This is a genomic window from Sporosarcina obsidiansis, assembly GCF_009651005.1.
Taxonomy (GTDB): Bacteria; Bacillota; Bacilli; order Bacillales_A; family Planococcaceae; genus Sporosarcina; species Sporosarcina obsidiansis.
The window spans coordinates 18,076-40,558 of sequence record NZ_WHVW01000010.1 but is presented as its reverse complement, the minus strand read 5'-3'; the positions used below and the strand labels follow the sequence as shown (position 1 = coordinate 40,558).

Genomic DNA, 22,483 nt, shown 5'->3' with positions numbered 1-22,483 from the left:
CTCCTTACTTTGGTTGTATGCTTTCTAAATGCTCAACAATTTGTTGTTCTGTCATTCCTTGTTTAATTACTTTTGTAATCTTTCCTTCAGGATTAATTAAAAAAGTGGTAGGCAATGGTTTAATATTGTAAAGATCCATGACTGTTTTATTCTTATCCCATAACATCGGGAATGTCAGGCCAAGATCATCTCGGAAGAGTTCTACCTTTACTTTCGGTTCACCTACATTGACCGTTAGAATATGTACACCCTTCGATTCAAAATCTTTGTAAATGTCCTCCATATAAGGCATTTCCTTTTTACAAGGAGGGCACCAAGTTCCCCAGAAATTTAGAAACACGCCTTCCCCTTTATAATCAGACAAACGGTGTGCATTGCCTTCTAAATCCACAAGCTCAAAGTCAGGAGCCTTATCTCCTTCAGCTAATACTTTCACTTTATCTTTTGAAGTAATCGCGTATACAATGATTGCTGCTAAAATTAAGAGAAGAACTGTCCTGCTAATTAGCCTAATGGTTTTTTTGTTCTTCTTGGCCAATCGTGTAACCTCCTGTCAAATTTATGTTCCAATCGCTATTATACCAAAAGGAAAAATCAGATGACCTCATAGTCGTGATAGGTTTGTGAACTTTCAAGGAACCGTTATCCTATTTTACCAGTTTCAGCAAGTACACGTAGTTGTTTCAACTCATGCGTAGTCAATTCTCTGGCTTCTCCTGCATTCAATCCTCGCGTCGTCAAATTGGCAAACTGCTCCCGTTTAAGTTTTTGGACTGGGCAACCGATTGCCTCAAACATTCTACGTACCTGTCTATTGCGACCTTCGTGAATAGTAATCTCGACAATCGCAGAGTTCGTTTTCTTATCCATTGCGGTCATTTTCACTTGTGCTGGAGCTGTTTTACCATCTTCCAGATCAATCCCCGTCTCCAGTTTTTTCAGATTTTCGCGTGTCGGAATGCCTTTTACTTTCGCTACATATTTCTTTTGAATTTCAAATTTCGGATGGGTCATTAAATAAGAAAAGTCCCCATCATTTGTTAGAAGCAACACACCTGATGTGTCATAATCCAATCTGCCGACGGGAAAAATTCGTTCACTTACTTCCGGAAGCAAATCAATGACAGTTTTACGTCCTTTTTCATCTTGAACAGTAGAAATATAGCCTCGTGGTTTATAGAGTAAGTAGTATACAGGCGATTCTTTTGTTAACTGAACGCCTTCTACTTCAATTGTATCCATTCTGCTCACTTTTGTTCCGAGTTCTGTCACAACTTGGCCATTAACTTTTACCAAGCCATCCACAATCAATTTTTCTGCTTTTCTTCTTGATGCGATACCAGCCTGTGCCAATACTTTTTGTAATCTCTCCATAAGTTCCTCCTTGATTTGCATAAAATAAATAATAGATAGCTACTACGTTTCGCTGATTTTCACTCAATTAGATGCTTTTCGCTTCAATCAACGATTATTTCTCTTGTATAAATATCTCCCTAAAATGATATACAATAATCAATTCGACTGATAATGATACTGAAAAAATTATGTCACACTTTGATGCAAATGAAAAGAAGACTGACCCTGATAGGTCAATCTTCGAAATAATGTGTAATTAATTCACTTTTCCGTCTTAATCTCTACGGCAACTGTCTTGATCGGTTCAGTGTTCAAATAGATCGACCAGTAGCCTTTTTTCTGTTCTTGTTCTGTTTGAGGGATTTGCAATACATTGGATAGCTGTTTTTTTTCTTCTTTTGATACAAGTAATTTGATGGGCTTATCCACTGTTGCCGTCATATGTGGAAATATCTGATACTGACCCTTTTTTGCCACAGTATAGTTCTGATATTCAGAGAAGACTTGTTGTGATAGCTGTTTGTGCATCTTCCAGTCATCACCATTATTCAAAGTAACCACAATGACTGACTTACCGTCTTTCTCGAAATATGTTGCTAATGTTCGACCTGCTGCTTTTGTAAAACCAGTCTTCCCTGCAATTGCAGAAGGCTCAGACAAAATTAGCTTGTGCTTATTCTCCCAGCTGTTTTTTCCATTTTCATTTTCAAACGGATGATTTTTAGTTGTAGCGATCTTTCTGAAGTCTGGATTTTTCATACCATAATATAACATTTTAGCTGTGTCATATGCAGAAGATAGGTGACGTTCATCATGCAAGCCAGATGGGTTGGTAAAATACGTATTTTCGAGACCATGTCGTTGTGCTTTCTCGTTCATCAAGTAGACAAACCCTTCCAATGATCCGCCCGCATGTTCTGCAAGGGCATGTGCAGCATCATTACCTGAACGAAGCATTAATCCATAGAGTAAATCAGTCGTTTGCATCGTCGTACCTGGTTCTAAATAAATAGACGAGCCTTCAGCAGTGGCAGCCTCTGACGATATAATCGTTTCTTCACTGTCAGACTTCAATTCCAAAAATGTGTAAGCCGTCCACATTTTTGTCAAGCTCGCTATAGGCAAGGGCTGATGTTCATTTTCACCCTGTAGTATTCTGCCATTTTCAGCGTCAATTACTACCCAAGCTGACCCTGCAGCACTAGTACTTTGGGGACCAATGAATAGCATGATGAATAGCAACACGGATGCAATGCCTGCAATCTTTCTCAAACATCATTTCCTCCTTCCCCTTGTATTGAGAATGCTTCTTGGAATTTCGTCATAAACAAATCTGGGTCCTCTGTATCTTGTTCTTCTTCCAAGGAAAGTGGAGGTAATTCTTTCAATGAAGCAAGGCCAAAACGATCAAGGAAGAAATCGGTTGTCCCATATAATATGGGCCTACCTGGTCCATCCATACGTCCAACTTCCTCCACAAATCCTTTACCAGTCAACGAATGCAAGGCTCGTTCGGATTTCACACCACGCAAGTCGTCGATTTCCACTCGCGTAACCGGCTGTTTGTATGCGATAATCGCGAGTACCTCTAATGCCGCCTGAGTAAATGTAGATGGCTTAGGATTTTCAAGCATTTTTTTTATTTCCTCTGCTAATTCACTTTTTGTGACTAACCGGAAGCTTCCTCCATATCTTTTTAATGTAATGCCTCTCTTTAAATTATTATCGTAGCCATCCTGTAGCGCAGTCATGATTTCATTTGCTTGGTCTTCATTGCGATCAAGCAACGCAGCTAATTGTGCAAGGGTTAAACCTTCCTCCCCTGCCACAAACAAAAAACTCTCCGCCATACCTAGGAGTTGTGATTCTATTTCCATTTAACTCATCTCCTCAAATCAGTGAGATTATTAACTCATCAAAATTATTACTTTGGCGGACCGTAACTTCTTGTAACTTCATTAGTTCAAGAAGCGATAAAAATGTCAGAACTAACTCTGCTGTGCTACTTGTCTCAAAAAGAGCATGAAATTCACATTCCCCGCCGCAAGTTTCCAACTTACTCATAATAACAGACATCTTATCACCGACAGACTGCTCAGTTTTTGTTATACTCGCTGTTAGAGGTAATCGAAGTTTTTTTCGATGAAGCATTTTTTGGAATGCTCCAATTAAGTCAAAGACATTTAAGGTCTCTTCGGTTTCTTGAACCATTACTTCTCCGTAATCTGAGAGATCTTCAGGCTTTTTTGTAAAATAATCCTCACGATCTGCAGCGGATTCACGAAGCGAAGTGGCCGCTTCTTTATATTTACGGTATTCAATTAATCTGGCAATAAGCTCTTCGCGCGGATCTTCTTCTACATAATCAAACTCTTCATCAAATGCTTCATCTTCATTAACAGGTAAAAGCATTTTACTTTTAATCTCTAAAAGAGTGGCTGCCAACACGAGATATTCACTTAGCTCATCCAATTGAAGTACGCGCATGGCATATAAATGCTCTATGTACTGGTGGGTCAGTTCTGCCATAGGTATATCGTAAATATCGATTTCCAACCGATTGATCAAATGTAATAATAAATCTAATGGCCCTTCAAAAACTTCTAATTTGACACTATAACTCATTTTAACTACCTACCTTAACAGAAAGGAATGATTCAGATGCACCCTTACTACCATCCTCTTTTTCTACAGTTTATTGTTTATTTCAATGACAATCAAGATTATTTCGAGTGCCACGAGGTGCTAGAAGAATATTGGAAAATGCAGAATAATTTTTCAAAAGAACATCCATTGACTGGATTTATCCTTATGGCAACAGGATTATACCACTGGCGAAGAGGAAATGTCACCGGTGCTACTAGGTCGTTGAAAAAAGCATTGCTTCGTTTTCAACAGATACCCGTTCAATATAACGTCTACAAAGAAGAAGTAAATATAGATCAAATCATTGAACACGTAAAAAAGAGCTTGGATTACATCCAATCCGACACTTGCTTTACCTCCTTCTTACTACCGATTTCATCTTCACTAGAGAATGAGTCGAGTAAAACCAAGCAATCGATCACACTGCTTCCAAAGAATAGCGAATCCGTTATTCATAAACATATGCAACGAGATCGTTCCGATATTCTTTTACAACGCGAAGAAAAGAAGAAGGGCAGCCATTAACGATCTGCGTCTTCTTCTTTTCGTTGACATTTCTCTATGAACTGCTCAGTAAAATCGTTGCTTTTGCATTGATAGCCTGGATAAATCAATTCTAATTCTTTGACCATTTCATAGCCAATACCTTCCCCGCGAAACGATGGATTGACAGAAATATGCTGAATCGTATAAATGCGGTCGGTTTCATTGACCTCTACACCGATCAACCCAATATAGTCCTCAACCTCTTTACAAAGAAACAGTTGCCAATTTTCATCTTGAATATATTGCTGGATAGTTTCTTGTAGTTTACGCACCATTTTTTCGCCAGGGATATAAGATAAAAAACCCATAGCAATTTTCTCTTGCGCCTTTTTAAAACGGATAAGCTTCAATAGTAACCCCTTCTTTTCGTAAATCCTTTGTACAGTTTATACGAACATTCCATTTTATTCAACTCATCACTTTCTTGTTAGCGAGGGTCGATGACCGGCACGACAAAATACCAATAGACGGCACCCCAAATTAATGCTATGACAAGAATCGCTAAAAAAAGGAAGAGATTTTTCTTTCTCATTTAAAAATCTCCCTTTCTTTTTGCTGTAACGGAAGATCTAATTTAATAATATCTTCATATGTTTCTCGTCTTACCACGAGTTGGTGTTGCCCATTCTCTACAAACACAACAGCTGGTCTTGGCAAACGATTATAGTTGCTTGCCATGGAATACGTATAAGCTCCTGTACAGAAAACAGCTAGTAGGTCACCTGTCTCTACTTTAGGCAAAAAGGCTTTTTCAATAAGCTTATCACCTGACTCACAGCATTTACCAGCAATCGTCCACTGGTGGTCATGAGGTTCATTCATACGATTTGCGATGGCACTTGAATACTGTGCATCGTATAACGCAGGACGAATATTATCGGACATTCCTCCGTCCACCGCCACGTATGTTCGAACGCCTGGAACTTCTTTTGTGCTACCTGCAGAATAAAGTGTGGTACCCGCGTCACCTACAAGAGATCGACCAGGCTCAATCCAAATTTCTGGGATTGGATATTGACATTCTTCAGCCATCAACTTCACCACATCAGCCATTTCTTCTACGTAAGCAGACGGCTCAAGAGGGTGGTCTTCTTCTGTATAACGAATGCCAAAACCGCCTCCCAAATTCAAGACAGGACAAATAAACTGATAGGATTTGCGCCATTCTACCATTTTTTCCATTAATACTTCAGCGGCAAAACGAAATGCATCTGTCTCAAAAATTTGAGATCCAATATGGCAATGCATACCTAAAAAATTAATGTATTCATGGTCATGCAATGCACAAAATGCTTCATCAGTTTGTCCATTTTTTAAGTCAAAACCAAATTTCGAATCCTCTTGCCCTGTAGTAATATAATCATGTGTATGGGCTTCAACCCCTGGTGTAACTCGGATTAAGACGTTCATTTTCTGTTTACGCTCGGAAGCAATTTCTTTAATCATGTCAATTTCCAAAAAATTATCGATGACGATACAGCCAATACGCTCTTCGAATGCGTACAAAATCTCTTCTTTACTTTTATTATTCCCATGAAAATGAATTCGTTCACGTGGGAACTCGGCTGCTACAGCTGTATATAGCTCTCCACCAGACACTACATCAAGAGAAAGCCCTTGCTGCTTTGCCAATTGATAAATCGCAAGGGAAGAAAAAGCCTTACTTGCATACGCCACCTGTGCTTCTATGCCTTTTCTTTCAAATGTATCCTTAAATCCCTGTGCCCGCTCCTTAAACAACTCTGTGTCATAGACCATTACTGGCGTTCCATACTCTGAAACGAGCTCGGTAACATCTACTCCCCCAATTGTTAAATGACCCTTTTCGTTCACTGTCTGTGTTCCATATAGATGCATGTTGTTTACCCCTCCCGCGTTCTCTTGAAAAGATTACGCCTCGGTATAATTGTGTCTGGATTTTGAATAGAAGTCTGCATAATTCGTTCTTTTCAAAATCCATGACATCTACCGGCAGCTTTATCTAGTTCAGCATGCATACAACGCTTCCTCCTAAACAGAAGATTTCATTCTATACATCCTATCACTAATAAAAGTGTAGGTCATCCGCTGAATATAGATAAACTTTATCATAAGATTACGGAAAGAGGCAATCTTCGTTCAAGAACTACAGAGCTCACGACATTCTGTCACGATTTGGAGATTTTGTTATAAACGGCCGTGGATCATCAATCGTCATAGGGAATCGAATGAGTACACGTAACAATGCTTTTGGGAAAAACGGTGTGAACGGCCACATATAAGGAACATTCATCGGTTTTAAAGAACATAAGTAGTAATACATGATCGCAAACGCAACAAAAAATCCTGGCGCTCCAAATAAAGCAGTTGAAACTAGAAGGAAAATTCGAAACACTTTGGTCGTAATACTTAATTCAAACGACGGAATCGCAAAAGTCAAAATTGCACTCACCGCTACATATAAAACTACTTCAGATGAAAATAATCCAACATCAATAGCAACTTGACCAATGACAATTGCGGCAACGAGTCCCATAGCTGTGGATAATGGGGTAGGCGTATGAATGGCCGCCATTCGTAAAACTTCAATCCCTATGTCTGCTATTACGAGTTGAACGAATAACGGTACTTCTCCCCATTCATTCGGCCCAATATACTTAATGGCGTCTGGTACAAATTGTTTTTCTGTCGATAACAAATACCAAAATGGCAGCATCACCAAACTTAAAAATGTACCAATGAAACGTACAGCTCGAATGAATGTACCGATCAAAGGCGCTTGTCTATACTCTTCAGCGTGTTGCAAATGATGAACAAGCGTGATGGGCACCAGAATAACGGAGGGTGAAGTATCGACAATTATAGCGATATGCCCTTCTAGTAAATGAGACGCACAAATATCAGCCCGTTCTGTATACCGAACAAATGGCATGGGATGAAATCCTTGTTTAAAAAGGAACTCTTCTAGAGATTTGTCGGTCATCGTCAAGCCATCTGTTTTTAGTTGGTCCAAACGTTCTCGAACAAAATTCAAATGTTCTTCATTTGCCGCCCCTTTTAGGAAAGCTATCGCGATATCTGTCTTTCCTTTTACAGAGGTTTCATGCATTTCAAACCGAAGCTCTGTAGCTCGTAATCTTCTCCGAATTAAAGACGTGTTGGTCAGTATATTCTCTGTGAAACCATCTCTTGAACCCCGAATAACTTTTTCGGTGTCAGGTTCTTCAGGCTGCCTCCCTGGATAAGATCTAACATCCAAGCTAAATGTAAAGCCATCCCGCATAACGAAAACAGCTAAGCCGCTTAAAATTTCCTTTGCTAGCTGATCTTCATTCTCTACAATTTCTAATGCGTGATAAGGAAAATAATTTACCATTGCCCGATCCGTATCTTCCGAGGAAGCATCCTTAAACAGTTCATTCCGATACTGCATTTCTGTCAGTAAGGTTGTTAAGACATCTCCATCTACTAGTCCATTCATATACAGAAGAAGTATTTCTTTATCCCATAGGTGGATCAACCGACGTGTCGCATCGAATGTTTCATCTTCGCCAAATTGGTTGATGAACCACCTTTCCCCTTCTCTAATAGACGTAAATAGAGTCTTGGTCAACTTATTTTCTCCTCACCTTCTCGAGTGTTTCTTCCGCGTTGGCCCCCATCCAAGTTTTCATTTGAGCTAATATCTTCTTTTCCAATCTGGAAACTTGAACTTGTGATATGCCGATCCGTTCGGCAATGTCACTTTGGGTGTAATCTAAGTAATAACGCATATAAATAATGGTTTGATCCCGTTTATTTAAACGAGTGATGATGTCTCGCAATGGAATGTGATCAAAAACACGCTCTGAACGATCATCTCGCAACTGATCCATTAACGTCAGACTATCCCCATCACTTTCATAAAGCTGTTCATGTAAGGATGCAGGGTCACGTAAGGCGTCGGAAGCTAAGATAATATCCTCCACTGTTACGTCCAGCACCTCTGCAACCTCCGAAATGGAAGGAGATCGTCCATTTTTCTTAATAAAATCATCCGTCGCATGTCGAATTTTATAACTAAGTTCTCGAATGGTCCGACCTACTTTCACCATGCCATCATCACGCAAATAGCGCTGGATCTCTCCGACGATCATCGGCACTGCATACGTTGAAAATTTCACCTCATACGAAAGATCGAACTTATCTATCGATTTCATTAGCCCAATACAGCCAATTTGAAATAAATCTTCTAAATCCGCGCCACGCGAAGCAAATCGCTGAACGATGGACCACACTAATCTCGTGTTGCCTTCTACCATCATTCTCCTAGCTTCTTTGTCACCAGCTTGTGATTCTTCGATGAGTTCTCTCATTTTCTCTTGGGACAGTAGAGCGTGTTGCTTCTCAACAGATGCTTCCATAAGTCACCTCATTCTACTTACTTCTGTGACAGGAGAAAAGCTTTTTTCAAATGTCACGATTGTCCCATTTCCAAGGGTAGAATCTACACGTATACCATCAGAGAAACTCTCCATTATGGTGAAGCCCATTCCAGATCGTTCCATCTGCGGCTTCGTCGTAAACATGGGCTCCATTGCCTGCTCCACGTCGAAAATCCCCATACCTTCATCTGTCACTGTCATTTTGACTACGCGGTCCTCAATCGTTGCGTGAATCGTCACCAAACTTTTTCCATCGCATTCATATCCATGAATAATTGCATTAGTAACTGCTTCCGAAACAATCGTTTTGAATTCAGAAATTTCTTCTAACGTTGGATCTAGCGGCGTGATGAAGCATGTCATCGCCATTCTTGCAAGTGCTTCATTCTCCTCTATCGCTAGAAATGATAATGTCAACTCATTTTTCATGTACAACCCCTCCGATTTCGTCGATTGCTTCCTCGACTGTACATTTCCTGATTGCATCCCCGAGACCAGAAAACTGAAAAATTTTCTCCATAGTGGGGGAAGGATTCAAGATCAATGTCTCCCCATTAACGGGCGCCAAGTCACGCATTCTTCCTAAAATTAATCCAATACCCGCGCTATCCATAAAAGCCAATCGATATAAATCCCAAATAATCGCACGAGTTTTTCCAGTAAAGATGGCTGTCGATACTTCTGCTCTAATTTGATTGGCTTCATGGTTATCCAGCTCACCTGCTAATGTGATTAAGACAATGCCATTTTCCAATTGAGTAATAGTTGCCATATGTTAAACGCCTCCCTCATGAAGGTATCATTACACAACTAGCACCAAAATCCTTTCGTATTGACAAAACTAGTCAGCTATCGCGAAAACTTCTTATCTTACGACATGGATAACTGTCCCTTTACCGATAATTTATTCAGTAAGCTTCATTCAAGCTAGTTAGAAGTATGGTCAACGAAAATCTTTTTTACACATAAACAATAAAAAAGCCATGTGGTTGAGATTCCGTTTTTCGCGGTATGTCTCAAGCACATGGCTAATGTTTTTTATAGAGAGTGAATCAAAGGAGGTGCGTCTATTTTTTCGATCGATATATGAATATGCTCTTGCAGTAGGTTGATCGATTCGTCTGCTTGTTGCTGGTTCGTATGGAGAATGGCTAGTGCCTCTCCTACTTCCACATAGTCGCCGATTTTTTTCCGAAGCATGATGCCCACTGCTAGATCGATGACGTCTTCTTTTGTAGCACGACCGGCTCCTAGCAGCATCGCGGCTACACCAACTTCATCCGCATCGATTTTACTAATATACCCACTTTTTCTAGCAGGTACTTCGATCTGGTACTGCGCTTTTGGTAAAAGATCCGTGTTGTCTATCACTTCAGGATTTCCACCTTGGGCTTTAATCAATTCACCGAACAACCGCAAAGCATCGCCGTTATCCATGACCTTTTGCAGTTGAGTGCGCGCATCTGATTCTGTCTCTGCTCTACCGGCTGCCAAAATCATTTTGCTGCCAAGTACTAAGCAAAGTTCAGTTAAATCGGCTGGCCCTTTTCCTTGCAGTGTGTCAATCGCTTCTTTCACTTCTACTGCATTGCCGATTGCAAAACCTAAAGGCTGACTCATATCGGAAATGACTGCACTTGTGTTACGCCCGACTTCATTTCCGATCGCCACCATCGCATCCGCCAGTTGCCGAGAGTCTTCCAATGTCTTCATAAAAGCGCCAGCACCTGTCTTGACGTCCAGCACAATTGCATCTGCACCCGCAGCTAGCTTTTTACTCATGATAGAGCTAGCGATAAGCGGAATGCTGTCTACGGTCGCTGTGACATCTCGTAGCGCATACAATTTCTTATCCGCCGGGGTTAAATTTCCACTTTGACCGATCACTGCGATCTTTAGATCATTGACTTGTTGAATGAACTGCTCTGTCGAAATTTCAACATGGAATCCTTTAATTGCTTCTAGTTTATCCAGAGTACCACCCGTGTGTCCAAGTCCCCGACCACTCATTTTGGCAACAGGCACGCCACACGCAGCGACCAGCGGAGCTAAGATCAATGTCGTCGTATCCCCTACGCCACCTGTCGAATGTTTATCCACTTTTACACCGTCAATAGCGGATAAATCGATTTGATCACCCGACTCGGCCATCGCCATCGTTAAATACCCTTGTTCTTCCGTCGTCATTTTCTGGAAGTAAATGGCCATCAAAAATGCACTCGCCTGATAATCAGGGATGGAGCCGTCCGTATAGCCGTTTACAAAAAACTCGATCTCTTCTTTCGAAAGAACTTCTCCGTCTCGCTTCTTCGCAATCACATCCACCATTCGCAACATAACACTTACTCCTCCTCAGCCAAAAAAGATAAAAAGCTCTCGCCATGTTCAGGTTTTTCTACTTGAAAGTTATCTGCGATGGTCGCACCGATATCAGAAAACGTCTTACGCACAGGTAACTCGCAAGCATTTTTGTTTTTAGGAGAGTACACGAGCAACGGAACATATTCTCTCGTGTGATCTGTACCTTCGTGAATTGGATCATTGCCATGGTCTGCCGTAATGATCAATAAATCATCAGGCTGAAGTGCAGACATGATTTCGGGCATGCGTGCGTCAAATTCCTCTAATGCTTTGCCATAGCCAATTGGGTCACGGCGATGACCGTATAATGCATCGAAATCGACTAAATTTACAAAGCTCAAGCCCTCGAAATCCTGTTGCATTACGTTCACCAATTTGTCGACACCATCCATATTGCCATTTGTACGTACTGCTTCCGTTACACCTTCGCCATTATAGATATCAGCGATCTTACCGATTGCGATAACATCATAACCTTTATCCTTTAATTCATTCATCACTGTTTTACCAAATGGTTTCAATGCGTAATCATGGCGATTCGTTGTTCGTTTAAAACTACCCGGCTGTCCGACAAACGGTCTGGCAATGACCCGACCTACCAGAAATTCCGGACGCAACGTCAATTCCCTAGCAATTTCGCAAATCCGATATTGTTCTTCAATCGGAATAATTTCTTCGTGAGCTGCGATTTGCAACACTGGATCTGCAGACGTATAGACAATAATCGCGCCTGTTTCCATATGTTCTTGACCTAGTTCTTCAATAATTTCTGTTCCACTTGCCGGTTTATTACCAATCACTTTACGACCTGTTTTTAATTCCAACTCATCAATCAGTTCTTGTGGGAAACCATTCGGATAAACTTTAAATGGCTTGTCTATACGCAAGCCCATGATTTCCCAATGACCTGTCATCGTATCTTTACCAACTGAAGCTTCTTCCATTTTCGTATAATAGCCTTGTGATGTCTCTTGAGCTTTCAATCCTTTGATCGGTGCAATATTCGCTAGCCCCAAACGCTCTAGGTTTGGTAAATAAAGTCCATCCATTTCTTCACCGATATGGCCAAGCGTATTCGCTCCAACGTCGCCAAAAGCTTCAGCATCCGGCGCCTCCCCGATACCAACTGAATCTAAAACGATTAAATGAACCCGGTTATAACGTAAAATTTTCATATAAAACCCTCCAATATAGTAGTTTACGCCCTTGGATGATATAAACTGTATACATCTTTCAAACGCTTTCTGCTGACGTGTGTATAGAGCTGTGTTGTAGAAATATCGGCGTGACCAAGCATTTCTTGAACAGCTCGTAAGTCAGCCCCATTTTCAATCAAGTGTGTAGCGAAGGAATGACGTAGCAAATGGGGTGAGATGACCTTTTGTATATTCGCTTTCTGTCCCGCGTCCTTGAGGATCTTCCAACAGCCTTGTCTAGTTAGACGCCTTCCATGCATATTCAGGAATAAAGCATCGGTATCTTGCCCTGTCCCGATGAACTTCGGACGCGCCTCATTCAAATAGCTGCTACATGCATCTATCGCAGAGCGTCCTAAAGGCACGATCCGTTCCTTACTTCCTTTTCCAAATACTCGTACAAACCCCATCGTTAAATGAAGATCTGCCAAATCAATTGCTATAAGTTCACTTACCCTCATTCCGGTTCCATATAACAATTCAAGCAAAGCCAAATCTCGCATTCCTTGTGAAGTAGATGGATCTACCACTTCCATTAATTGTTCGACTTCCGGAATGGACAATACATCCGGCAACTTTTGTTCGATTTTAGGTAGTTCTAAATGGACTGTGCAATCATGGGTTGTCAGTTGCTCTCTAACTAAAAACTGATGGAACGAACGAATGGAAGAAATATGTCGGGAAAGTGTACGGGAAGACTTACCGCTCTCTTTCAGCTTTTTTAAATATTGCAGAACAGTAGAACGTTCAATTGAATTAAGCGTTTGCAATGGAAGACTTTCTAAAAACAATAAGTAAGAGGTTAAATCTCTCTTATAGGATTTCACTGTATTCTGAGCTAACTGCCGTTCCACTGTTAGAAAGTGCAAATAATCCTCCAAAGCGAATTTCGCTTCTTCCATCAAGCCATCCCCCTTTCTTTATTTAAAGTAAAAAAGGATAGCAGCTTATGCCATCCCTTCGTCCTCTTTGTTCTTTTCTGCTTCCTTACAGCGTTTGCAGATACCGTGAAAAGTCAGCCAATGGTCTTTCACCGTAAAACCATATCGACTCTCTACGACTTTCTCAACTTCACCTAGCAAATCTTCTTGAATTTCATCGACGACTCCACATTCTAGACATATCAAGTGATGGTGGAATCGAGCAGCGCCTTCTTCACGTAAATCATAGCGCGCGACGCCATCGCCAAAATTAATTTTATCTACAACTTTTAACTCAGTTAGTAATTCTAATGTGCGGTAAACAGTAGCGAGCCCAATATCGGGTGCTTTCTCTTTTACTAAAAGGAATACATCCTCCGCACTTAAATGATCTTCTTTATTTTCAAGAAGAACCGCTACAGTTGCTTCACGCTGAGGCGTCAACTTATAGCTGGCCCCGTGCAATTGCTTCTTGATTCGTTCAATTCGGCTTTCCATAAGACGCCCCCCTCAAATTGTCTCCATTATACCAAACTGTCTTTCAAGATGACAATAGAAAGGAAATGATCAGTTCGTTCAGACAATATTTTAATTATATTATGCTACAAGTCTCTAGTAAGCCCTAATTTTCCGCTCATTTTGTTCAGTACGAGCTCTTATTTAATAAAGTGAAAGATCGATAGTTCTATTAGCTGAATAACCAAAAGTAATCCAATTAAAAGAGGGACAGCAGATAACGGACGATCTTTCCGCAATGCCGGAGCCGCAAAGAATGGTGGGTTCAACACGGTGCATAAAATTAAAAATAGTAAACATCCGATTAGTTGAAATGGAAACCACCAAACAGAATACAGTATCATCTTCATACCAGTCGACAAGAAATAGGTGGACGACAGGCCGAACAATACGCATTTTACCGCTCCGATCATCATAATGATAAAACGGACTCTCTTATATTTAGCTAGAATAATGACAATCGTTATGAAAACAAACGTCACGAGAAATGGGGACCAAATGAAAGCCTCTGAACCCTTTACTACCCGTTGATCATACAAGCCTACGACCTGTTCCAACGAAGTGAGCGGCCATTCTCTGAATAATAAGGCCCCTCCTATGTAACTGATTGCGAGTATAACGAATAAATAGATAAAAGACAATGATCGAGCCATTGATAGGACACCTCCGCATCGTTTCTACAACATATGCTTGTCCGTCCTAAATTAACTCTCTTGTTTCAAGTCTTTTTCTGTACATTAAAGACTTTTTGCATACCAAACCGCTACTACCGTCTTGGCATCAAAAATTCGTTCATTTGCAATTAATTCTTCTGCCTCTTCAACTGTCACTTCTAAAATATCGATAAATTCATCTTCATCTCCGGCAGCAGGCTGCTCCACTTTCTCTAAATCCTTCGCTACATATAGGTGAATGATTTCATTTGCAAAGCCTGGCGAGGTGGAGAAAGTTTGTAAGTACGTAAATGAATTGGCACGGTAACCTGTCTCCTCTTCCAATTCTCTGATCGCGGTCAATTTAGGCTCTTCTCCTGGCTCAATTTTCCCTGCCGGTATCTCCAATATCGTCCGTTCTAACGCTTTTCTGAACTGCTCCACTAAAACCAATTTATGATCTGCAGTTAATGCGATAATCGCTACGGCTCCTGGATGTTTCACTAGCTCTCTTTTTGCAATTTTCCCATCAGGCAGTTCGACCTCATCCACTTGCATCGAAATAACTTTACCTGTAAAGATTTGTTCTGTCGAGAGGGTTCGTTCTTCAAACTTCATCTATTGTTCAACCCTTTCCATTGGTTTTCTATCTAGTATTCATTGTACCATGAATGCTAAAGGAGAGATGCAAATGAAGATGCGAAAACTAGGTTCTAGCGATTTGCTAGTTTCCGAACTAGGGTTAGGTTGTATGTCATTGCCTACTGAACTAGAAGCAGCACGATCGGTAGTCGACGCGGCAGTAGATAGTGGTATAAACTATTTTGACACAGCAGATCTTTACGATAAAGGGATAAACGAAGAGCTAATTGGAAAGATTTTAAAAGAAAAACGAAAAGATCTGATTATCGCAACAAAAGCGGGAAATAAGTGGACGCCTGGTGAAGATCAATGGGAGTGGGACGCTAGCAAAGCTCATATAATGGATGCAGTTAAACATAGCCTTCAACGTTTACAGGTAGATTATATTGATCTTTATCAGCTTCATGGAGGCACAATGGAAGATCCTGTGGAGGAAACCATTGATGCGTTTGAGACGCTGAAAAAAGATGGAATCATTAGGGAATATGGTATTTCCTCCATTCGACCTAACGTGATTCAGCGTTTCTTGAAGAACAGCAATGCGGTCTCCGTCATGATGCAATATAGCTTGCTCGATCGCCGACCTGAAGAATATTTCCCAATGATCGAACAGCATGGCGCATCTGTTGTCACACGAGGAACGATTGCCAAAGGGTTGCTGACAGATGAAGGTATTGAAAGAGTGAAAAAAATGAACGGATTCGCATCCTATTCACAAGCTAAACTGCAGCAAATTGTTCAGGAACTTTCTGAAAAAACATCAAATCTTCACGCCGCCGCTCTCACATATACGCTGATGCAGCCGGTTGTAGCTTCTGCATTAATCGGCGCGAGAACGCCTGAACAGCTTGAGCAATCAATAAAGGCATATAGAACAGCAGTCAATCCTCAGCTTCTGAATGAGATGATGTACATGACTACACAGCACCGATATGAACAACATAGGGTTGACAGTTAATAATGCGTCATATAAAAAGAGCAACTGCAAAAGCAGTCGCTCTTTTATATTTTTACTTTCCTTGAGCAGAAGCACTTACCAAAACAGAAGATGAACCTTCTTTCATTGTCACAGGACTGGTCTTCATTTCACTAGCCTTTTGTTCCGATTGCTTCTTTCTTGAAGGAATCATATTGAAAATGATATTCAAGAAAATCGCAGTTAGACTTCCGAGCACAATCCCATTACTCGTCAAAATCTGAACGCTATCAGGTAATTTTGCGAACAAATCAGGTACCACCGAAACACCAAGGCCAATACCGACTGAACATGCAACGATCATTGCATTATCTTGAGATTTCGTAATAACTGGGCTGAGCATCTTAATGCCTTGCGAGACCACCATACCGAACATCGCAACCATCGCGCCACCTAGAACAGCATTCGGGATAATTGTAGCCAATGCCGCTACTTTTGGCAAGAAGCCTAATGAAATCAACATGATCGCTGTTACAAAAACAACCCGACGAGACTTCACTCCTGACAACTGCATCAATCCTACATTTTGAGAAAATGTCGTATAAGGAAAGGCGTTGAAAATCCCACCAATTACCGAAGCCAGTCCTTCGGCACGATAACCTTTTCCCAATTTACTCTGATCAATTTCTTGCTCACAAATATCTCCGAGCGCAAAATATACCCCAGTCGATTCCACTAATGAAACCATCGCGACCAATGTCATAATCGCAATCGGTAACAGATGGAAAGTCGGAGTTGCTAAATAAAATGGCATGACCATATGCACATAAGAAGCATCATGGACATTGGAGAAATCTACAATCCCTAAAAATACAGCTGCCACGGTTCCTCCTACTAAACCAAGCAAGATGGCAATGGATTGTAAAAAACCTGTAGAAAATCGATACAATAATACAATGAACAATAACGTACCGAAAGAAAGGCAGATATTCGTCATTGAACCGAAGTCATCAGCACCTTGACCTCCACCCATATTGTTTATTGCAACGGGAATCAACGTAATTCCGATAATCGTTACGACAGAACCTGTGACGATCGGAGGGAAAAAACGCACAAGACGTCCAAAAAATCGGCCAATCACAACAACAATTGCACCCGAAGCAATAACCGCCCCGTAAATAGCCGAAATCCCATATTCATTCCCAATCAAAATCATCGGACCAACAGCCGTAAACGTACAGCCTAGTACAACAGGAAGCCCAATCCCGAAAAAACGATTACGTATAATTTGCAAAATCGTTGCAATACCGCACATCAAAATATCGATTGAAACGAGATACGTAAGCTGTGTAGGCGTCAAACCAATCGCATTTCCAACAATTAATGGAACCATTACGGCTCCGGCATACATAGCAAGTAAATGCTGAAAACCAAGCAATGTAGTTTTCATCGGATGACTTCCTCCCCAACAAATTGAACTTGTCCATCTTGCAATGACTGAAGTTCAGCCAATGATTCGACTCGAATTCCTGATTTCCGTATTAATTCTCCACCTGGTTGGAATGATTTTTCAATCACGATCCCTACTCCGGCGATATTCGCACCTGCTTGTTGTGCAATATCTATTAATCCGAGAGCAGCTTGTCCGTTCGCTAAAAAATCATCGATCAGCAAAACCGTATCTTCGTTTGAAATAAAATCTTTAGAAACCGAAATATCATTTGATTCATTTTTTGTGAATGAATGAACTTTTGCAGAGTAGAGATGATCCGTCAAAGTGAGAGATTTACGTTTTCTCGCAAAAACAACAGGGACGCCTAGGATCAGACCAGCCATCGTAGCAGGAGCAATTCCTGAAGATTCAATCGTGACGATTTTCGTGATGTTCTGATCACTGAATCGCGTTACGAATTCCTTGCCAATTTCGTGCATGAGAACTGGATCGATTTGATGGTTCAAAAACGAATCGACTTTCAATACCTCTTCCGATAATACTTTACCTTCTTGTCGAATCTTCTCTTTTAGCAACTCCACTATGTGATGCTCCTTTCAAATTTACGAATAAAAAAGCGCACATGCCATTTCCCCATATAATCTATGAGTGAGCGGCATCTACGCTTTTTAAAGATGAAAAAGCATTTTCTTGTCGAACGACAAAGAAAACTGCTTTTCATTCTCCCCATAGGCGATCTATTTACGGTAGACCGGTAGAAACTTGCGAGCCATATTCCCGCGATTATATGAGTTCTATTGAACTGAATGCTAATAGTATAGCACGATTCGACAACATTTCAAGATCGGTTTAAAACAATGTTTTTTCTGTCAATTCACTTACATTCAACTGAAAATAATAGATGATAAATAAATGACAACACCGACCGTAAAACTACTGGCGACGGTAGTGAACAATACGATTTGTGCCGCTAATTCTGACTCGATGTCATACTCCAACGCAAGGGTAGAACTGTTACGGGAAGTCGGAAACGAACTAGCAATCCACAAGGACTGTGCGGTCACTCCGTCAATTTTCAACAATACGATCAAAGCAAACGCAAATAGAGGAGAGAGAATGAGACGACCGAAGCTACTCAGGAAAATTAGTCGATTCCACAGCGTCTTCACTTTAATTTGAGCTAATTGTGCTCCTAATGTAATTAACGCAATGGCAATAAAAGCATCTGCCAAATGCCCAATCGGCAATTCAATGAATGGAGGTAATGGAATATTTGCCAAATTAAAGAACGCACCAAGCCATAAAGCATGAATAATCGGCATTTTCACAAATTGCTTAAAAACGGTTGCGCCTGACTGCGTAGCAGAAACCAAATTATATAATCCATAAGAATAGGTCAGCAGGTTTTGATAGACGATGAGGATAATTTGGATCGATACCCCAAGCGGATTTGCGTGGAAGACCAACTGACTCACGGGTAAGCCATAGTTTCCTGAATTAATGAGAACGATGCTATTCTTCATAACAGCTGATTGTTGGCGGTTGAGCCTTAACATCTTGCTGAATAGATGGCCCATAACTATCAGCGACGTGCTAAACAATACGACAAAAAATAAAACATCCAGCAAAACTTCTACATTGATTACGGTATGATATAAATTCATAAAAACAGCAGCTGGTATGAGACAATAGGTTAATATATTCCCGAGTGCCTTGACGTTAAAAGTAAACTTTATTTGCAATACCACGCCAATTGCTAATAAAATGAGCATCGGTGTGATAACATTTACAAAGACTATGAGCAAGTACTCCACAAAGGATTCTCCTTTCTGCTGTTGTAGCTACATACTTCTCAGTACAATCTTCATGGAAAAATTAGGGGGCTTCACAATGGTGAATTTACAAAAAGAACGTCCAAGCAAGCATTTACACTTTCCAAAGAGTCAGTGGATACTATTAGCCGGCATTTTATTTATAGCGGCAACGATTCGTTCACCACTTACCTCTGTTGGTCCTATTATCGGATCCATTCGCGACCAATTGCAAATATCTAATTCATTAGCAGGCTTTTTGACAACAATTCCTTTGTTGGCATTCGCGATTGTTTCACCTTTCGCACCACGTATCTCCAAGCGGTACGGATTGGCACCAACACTTTTTTATTCAATGATTTTATTATTAGCGGGCGTTTTAATGCGATCTGCAGGCTCTAGTACTCTACTGCTGATCGGTACATTTTTAATAGGCGTTGCAATTGCTTTTGGTAATGTCCTCCTACCAAGCCTGCTAAAATTAAGTTTTCCTTTACATATTGGGTTGATGACAGGTTTATACTCGGTTTCTATGAATATATCCGCTACTCTCGCTTCAGGAATCGCCGCTCCCATTGCGAATAACACGTCTTATGGGTGGCAAGGCGCGTTAGGTGTATGGGGAATTATCACCTTCATTGCAGTAATCGTTTGGATTCCGCAAGTCCGCAAGAAACGCGTAGTGGAGAAAGAGATCGTAAAGAATTTGAAAGTGCGGCCAACCATCCCACTTTGGCGTTCACCCATTGCGTGGAGTGTAACATTCTTCATGGGCTTGCAATCATTTCTGTTTTATACGACATCTTCCTGGATGCCAGTTGTCCTTCAAACGACCGGACTGACAGATGAGGCAGCCGGATGGATGCTGTCTCTTGTACAGCTATCACAGTTACCTGTCGTGTTCATCATACCAGTGATTGCCGATAAAGTTAAAAACCAACGAGGTCTTGTGACGGCTGTCTTCGCGTGCTATGTCATTGGATATGGTGGTGTCCAGTTCGGAAGTGAGAATTTTACAGCTCTATGGATGATTTTCATTGGATTAGGAGGTGGCGCTTCATTTGGTCTAGCCATGATGTTCTTCACGTTGCGCTCTAGCACGCCAGAAGAAGCAGCTTCACTATCTGGCATGGCACAATCTGTCGGCTACATGCTTGCGGCAATTGGCCCTGTTCTGTTCGGTTCACTGCACGACTATACAGGTTCATGGACCGCACCTCTTTATATCTTTCTCGTCGTCGCGTTTCTATTATTCCTAAGTGGATTGAGCGCAGGGAAAAATCGTTATATTTTTCCGAATAAAAAAATGCCATAACAAAAAGAGCAAGTGCAATGTCACTTGCTCTTTTTTGATGAATTAAAATACTAACTCTGCAGAAATCGGACAATGATCGCTACCCAACACATCGGAGTGGATTGTACTCGTTTGAAGCCGGGATTGAAGTCGATTTGAAATGACTAGATAATCAATACGCCAGCCAATATTACGTTCCCTCACTTTATTCATATACGACCACCACGTATAAGCGCCTGTCTGACTAGCATTCAAAAAACGGAACGTATCAGTGAAGCCTGAATCAAGCAAGCGAGTCATTTTCCCACGCTCTTCTGCAGTAAAGCCTGAATTACCATAATTCGATCGAACATTACAAATATCAATTTCTTCATGCGCGACATTTAAGTCGCCACAATAAATAACCGGCTTTCGCTCATCCAATGTCAGTAAATGAACCAGCATTTCATCTTCCCACTCCAATCGGTAGGATAAACGCGCCAAGTCTCTCTGTGAATTAGGAGAATAGCTGTTTACCAGGAAAAAATTTTCGAACTCTAACGTAAGTACACGGCCCTCTCGTTCATGATCCTGACCATTTAATCCATACTGTACGGAGAGTGGATGATCCTTCGTAAACACAGCTGTACCGGAATACCCTTTTTTCTCTGCATAATTCCAATATTGTTCGTAGCCGTCAAACGACAATTCAATTTGTCCTTCTTGACATTTGATCTCCTGAACACAAAAGATATCCGCTTGCACTTGTTGAAAAAAGTCATTGAACCCTTTCTTCACACAAGCTCGTATGCCATTGACATTCCAAGAAACTACTTTCAAATTTACACAACCTATCTAGTTAATTGCCGTTAAAACTGACAGCTAGTTTTGCTGCTAGTTCCGCATTGGATTTCACCAAAGCGATATTCGCCTCTAAACTTTGACCATTCGTTAGTTCCTGAACTTTTTTCAGCATGTGTGGTGTTAACTCTTTGCCGCTAACACCTAACTGCCGTGCTTCTTCTAAAGCATCAGAAACGAGTTGATCCATGTACTGCCGATCCATCGCATATTCTTCTGGAATGGGATTGGCGATAATTGCACTGCCTTCAAGGCCTAAATTCCATTTAACTCGAAGCATCTCAGCCATTAAGTCGATATCATCCACTTGAAAGTCCACTCGATGTTCGCTTCCTCTCGTATAGAAAGCAGGAAAAACATCAGTCTGATATCCCATGACTGGAACCCCTTTTGTTTCTAAATATTCGAGCGTCTTGCCTAAATCAAGTATGGATTTAGCTCCTGAACAAACGACCGCAACGCTTGTGCGCGCAAACTCTTCCAAATCTGCAGAAATATCCATCGTCTGTTCCACACCTCGATGAACGCCCCCGATCGCTCCTGTAGTAAACACCCGAATACGCGCCAGATCTGCGAAAAACATAGATGCCGCTACGGTTGTAGCACCAGGTTGTTTCGTTGCGATAAGATAGCTGATATCTCGTCTAGAAGCTTTAATGACTCCCTTACTATCACCAAACCGCTCCAGCTCTTCATCTGTCAACCCAATTTTGATTTTGCCATCCATAATGGCGATCGTTGCAGGTACCGCTCCATTATCTCGAATAATTTGCTGAACTTCGCGTGCAGCTTTAACATTCTCTGGGTAAGGCATGCCATATGTAATGATCGTTGATTCCAATGCAACTAAAGGTTTACCATATTTCATTGCTTCTTTGACTTCTTCTGAATAAGAAACATATCTCCTCATCTGAATCTCCCCTTTGACCG

General features: G+C 41.0%; 25 protein-coding genes and 1 riboswitch. Of the genes, 3 read left to right on the top strand and 22 right to left on the bottom strand.

Annotated features, from left to right (window positions below; translation table 11 throughout):
• Positions 1-4: 4 nt before the first annotated feature.
• From resA to GD002_RS09770, 5 genes are all read right to left on the bottom strand, one after another.
• Positions 5-538, bottom strand: coding sequence for a thiol-disulfide oxidoreductase ResA (gene resA / locus GD002_RS09790; RefSeq protein ID WP_153732186.1), 534 nt, complete (start codon positions 536-538; stop codon positions 5-7).
• 104 nt (positions 539-642) lie between these two features.
• Positions 643-1,374 carry a pseudouridine synthase gene (locus GD002_RS09785; RefSeq protein ID WP_153732185.1) on the bottom strand — a complete coding sequence of 244 codons (732 nt, stop codon included), beginning with the start codon at positions 1,372-1,374 and terminating at the stop codon, positions 643-645.
• 243 nt (positions 1,375-1,617) lie between these two features.
• Complete coding sequence (locus GD002_RS09780; protein ID WP_153732184.1) at positions 1,618-2,628, bottom strand: D-alanyl-D-alanine carboxypeptidase family protein; 1,011 nt, start codon at positions 2,626-2,628, stop codon at positions 1,618-1,620.
• Positions 2,625-3,233: an SMC-Scp complex subunit ScpB gene (gene scpB / locus GD002_RS09775; protein ID WP_153732183.1), complete on the bottom strand. Its 609-nt coding sequence runs from the start codon at positions 3,231-3,233 to the stop codon at positions 2,625-2,627. The genes GD002_RS09780 and scpB overlap by 4 nt, the downstream gene beginning before the upstream one ends.
• A 13-nt stretch (positions 3,234-3,246) precedes the next feature.
• On the bottom strand, positions 3,247-3,981 hold the full coding sequence (locus tag GD002_RS09770) for a segregation/condensation protein A (RefSeq protein WP_153732182.1): 735 nt from the start codon (positions 3,979-3,981) through the stop codon (positions 3,247-3,249).
• Between the two features lie 27 nt (positions 3,982-4,008).
• Here GD002_RS09770 and GD002_RS09765 point away from each other — a divergent pair, with 27 nt between their 5' ends.
• Complete coding sequence (locus GD002_RS09765) at positions 4,009-4,527, top strand: DUF309 domain-containing protein (RefSeq protein ID WP_330583381.1); 519 nt, start codon at positions 4,009-4,011, stop codon at positions 4,525-4,527.
• On the opposite strand, the gene GD002_RS09760 is transcribed toward GD002_RS09765, so the two are convergent.
• From GD002_RS09760 to GD002_RS09705, 12 genes are all read right to left on the bottom strand, one after another.
• Positions 4,524-4,898 carry a GNAT family N-acetyltransferase gene (locus GD002_RS09760; protein ID WP_228548349.1) on the bottom strand — a complete coding sequence of 125 codons (375 nt, stop codon included), beginning with the start codon at positions 4,896-4,898 and terminating at the stop codon, positions 4,524-4,526. The genes GD002_RS09765 and GD002_RS09760 overlap by 4 nt on opposite strands.
• Positions 4,899-5,076: 178 nt before the next feature.
• Positions 5,077-6,405, bottom strand: coding sequence for a diaminopimelate decarboxylase (lysA, locus tag GD002_RS09755; RefSeq protein ID WP_153732180.1), 1,329 nt, complete (start codon positions 6,403-6,405; stop codon positions 5,077-5,079).
• A gap of 277 nt (positions 6,406-6,682) precedes the next feature.
• A complete protein-coding gene (locus tag GD002_RS09750) occupies positions 6,683-8,140 on the bottom strand; it encodes a spore germination protein (protein ID WP_153732179.1) in 1,458 nt (485 codons plus the stop codon).
• A 1-nt stretch (position 8,141) separates the two neighbouring features.
• Entirely contained in the window at positions 8,142-8,930 is a 789-nt protein-coding gene (locus tag GD002_RS09745) for a SigF/SigG family RNA polymerase sporulation sigma factor (protein WP_153732178.1), read from the bottom strand.
• A 3-nt stretch (positions 8,931-8,933) separates the two neighbouring features.
• Positions 8,934-9,380 (bottom strand): anti-sigma F factor, encoded by a 447-nt coding sequence (gene spoIIAB / locus GD002_RS09740; RefSeq protein ID WP_153732177.1) that lies wholly within the window; start codon positions 9,378-9,380, stop codon positions 8,934-8,936.
• Complete coding sequence (locus GD002_RS09735; RefSeq protein ID WP_153732176.1) at positions 9,370-9,723, bottom strand: STAS domain-containing protein; 354 nt, start codon at positions 9,721-9,723, stop codon at positions 9,370-9,372. Before GD002_RS09735 ends, spoIIAB begins: the two co-directional genes overlap by 11 nt.
• Before the next feature lie 266 nt (positions 9,724-9,989).
• Entirely contained in the window at positions 9,990-11,285 is a 1,296-nt protein-coding gene (locus GD002_RS09730) for a pyrimidine-nucleoside phosphorylase (RefSeq protein WP_153732256.1), read from the bottom strand.
• A gap of 8 nt (positions 11,286-11,293) precedes the next feature.
• A complete protein-coding gene (gene deoB / locus GD002_RS09725) occupies positions 11,294-12,487 on the bottom strand; it encodes a phosphopentomutase (RefSeq protein ID WP_153732175.1) in 1,194 nt (397 codons plus the stop codon).
• Between the two features lie 23 nt (positions 12,488-12,510).
• Entirely contained in the window at positions 12,511-13,410 is a 900-nt protein-coding gene (gene xerD / locus GD002_RS09720) for a site-specific tyrosine recombinase XerD (protein WP_153732174.1), read from the bottom strand.
• Between the two features lie 45 nt (positions 13,411-13,455).
• Positions 13,456-13,926, bottom strand: a complete 471-nt coding sequence (gene fur / locus GD002_RS09715; RefSeq protein ID WP_153732173.1) for a ferric iron uptake transcriptional regulator — start codon at positions 13,924-13,926, stop codon at positions 13,456-13,458.
• Positions 13,927-14,084: 158 nt separating this feature from the next.
• Positions 14,085-14,597, bottom strand: a complete 513-nt coding sequence (locus GD002_RS09710; protein WP_153732172.1) for a hypothetical protein — start codon at positions 14,595-14,597, stop codon at positions 14,085-14,087.
• Positions 14,598-14,681: 84 nt separating this feature from the next.
• Complete coding sequence (locus GD002_RS09705; protein ID WP_153732171.1) at positions 14,682-15,215, bottom strand: NUDIX hydrolase; 534 nt, start codon at positions 15,213-15,215, stop codon at positions 14,682-14,684.
• 73 nt (positions 15,216-15,288) lie between these two features.
• On the opposite strand from GD002_RS09705, the gene GD002_RS09700 reads away from it, so the two are divergent.
• Positions 15,289-16,197 (top strand): aldo/keto reductase, encoded by a 909-nt coding sequence (locus tag GD002_RS09700; protein WP_153732170.1) that lies wholly within the window; start codon positions 15,289-15,291, stop codon positions 16,195-16,197.
• A gap of 52 nt (positions 16,198-16,249) precedes the next feature.
• Here GD002_RS09700 and GD002_RS09695 read toward each other — a convergent pair whose 3' ends face one another.
• The 3 genes from GD002_RS09695 to GD002_RS09685 form a co-directional block, all read right to left on the bottom strand.
• The gene (locus GD002_RS09695) at positions 16,250-17,605 is read right to left on the bottom strand and encodes a nucleobase:cation symporter-2 family protein (RefSeq protein ID WP_153732169.1); all 1,356 of its coding nucleotides are present in this window, start codon (positions 17,603-17,605) and stop codon (positions 16,250-16,252) included.
• Positions 17,602-18,189, bottom strand: a complete 588-nt coding sequence (locus GD002_RS09690; RefSeq protein WP_153732168.1) for a xanthine phosphoribosyltransferase — start codon at positions 18,187-18,189, stop codon at positions 17,602-17,604. The genes GD002_RS09695 and GD002_RS09690 overlap by 4 nt, the downstream gene beginning before the upstream one ends.
• 128 nt (positions 18,190-18,317) lie before the next feature.
• A riboswitch (purine riboswitch) is annotated at positions 18,318-18,419 on the bottom strand.
• Positions 18,420-18,492: 73 nt separating this feature from the next.
• On the bottom strand, positions 18,493-19,422 hold the full coding sequence (locus tag GD002_RS09685; protein ID WP_153732167.1) for an AEC family transporter: 930 nt from the start codon (positions 19,420-19,422) through the stop codon (positions 18,493-18,495).
• 76 nt (positions 19,423-19,498) lie between these two features.
• Between GD002_RS09685 and GD002_RS09680 the strand changes: the two genes are divergently transcribed.
• Positions 19,499-20,734 carry a CynX/NimT family MFS transporter gene (locus GD002_RS09680; RefSeq protein WP_228548348.1) on the top strand — a complete coding sequence of 412 codons (1,236 nt, stop codon included), beginning with the start codon at positions 19,499-19,501 and terminating at the stop codon, positions 20,732-20,734.
• 42 nt (positions 20,735-20,776) lie between these two features.
• On the opposite strand, the gene GD002_RS09675 is transcribed toward GD002_RS09680, so the two are convergent.
• Together GD002_RS09675 and GD002_RS09670 are read right to left on the bottom strand one after the other, a co-directional pair.
• On the bottom strand, positions 20,777-21,532 hold the full coding sequence (locus GD002_RS09675; protein ID WP_153732165.1) for an exodeoxyribonuclease III: 756 nt from the start codon (positions 21,530-21,532) through the stop codon (positions 20,777-20,779).
• Positions 21,533-21,551: 19 nt separating this feature from the next.
• Positions 21,552-22,463, bottom strand: coding sequence for a pseudouridine-5'-phosphate glycosidase (locus GD002_RS09670; protein ID WP_153732164.1), 912 nt, complete (start codon positions 22,461-22,463; stop codon positions 21,552-21,554).
• Between the last annotated feature and the right edge of the window lie 20 nt (positions 22,464-22,483).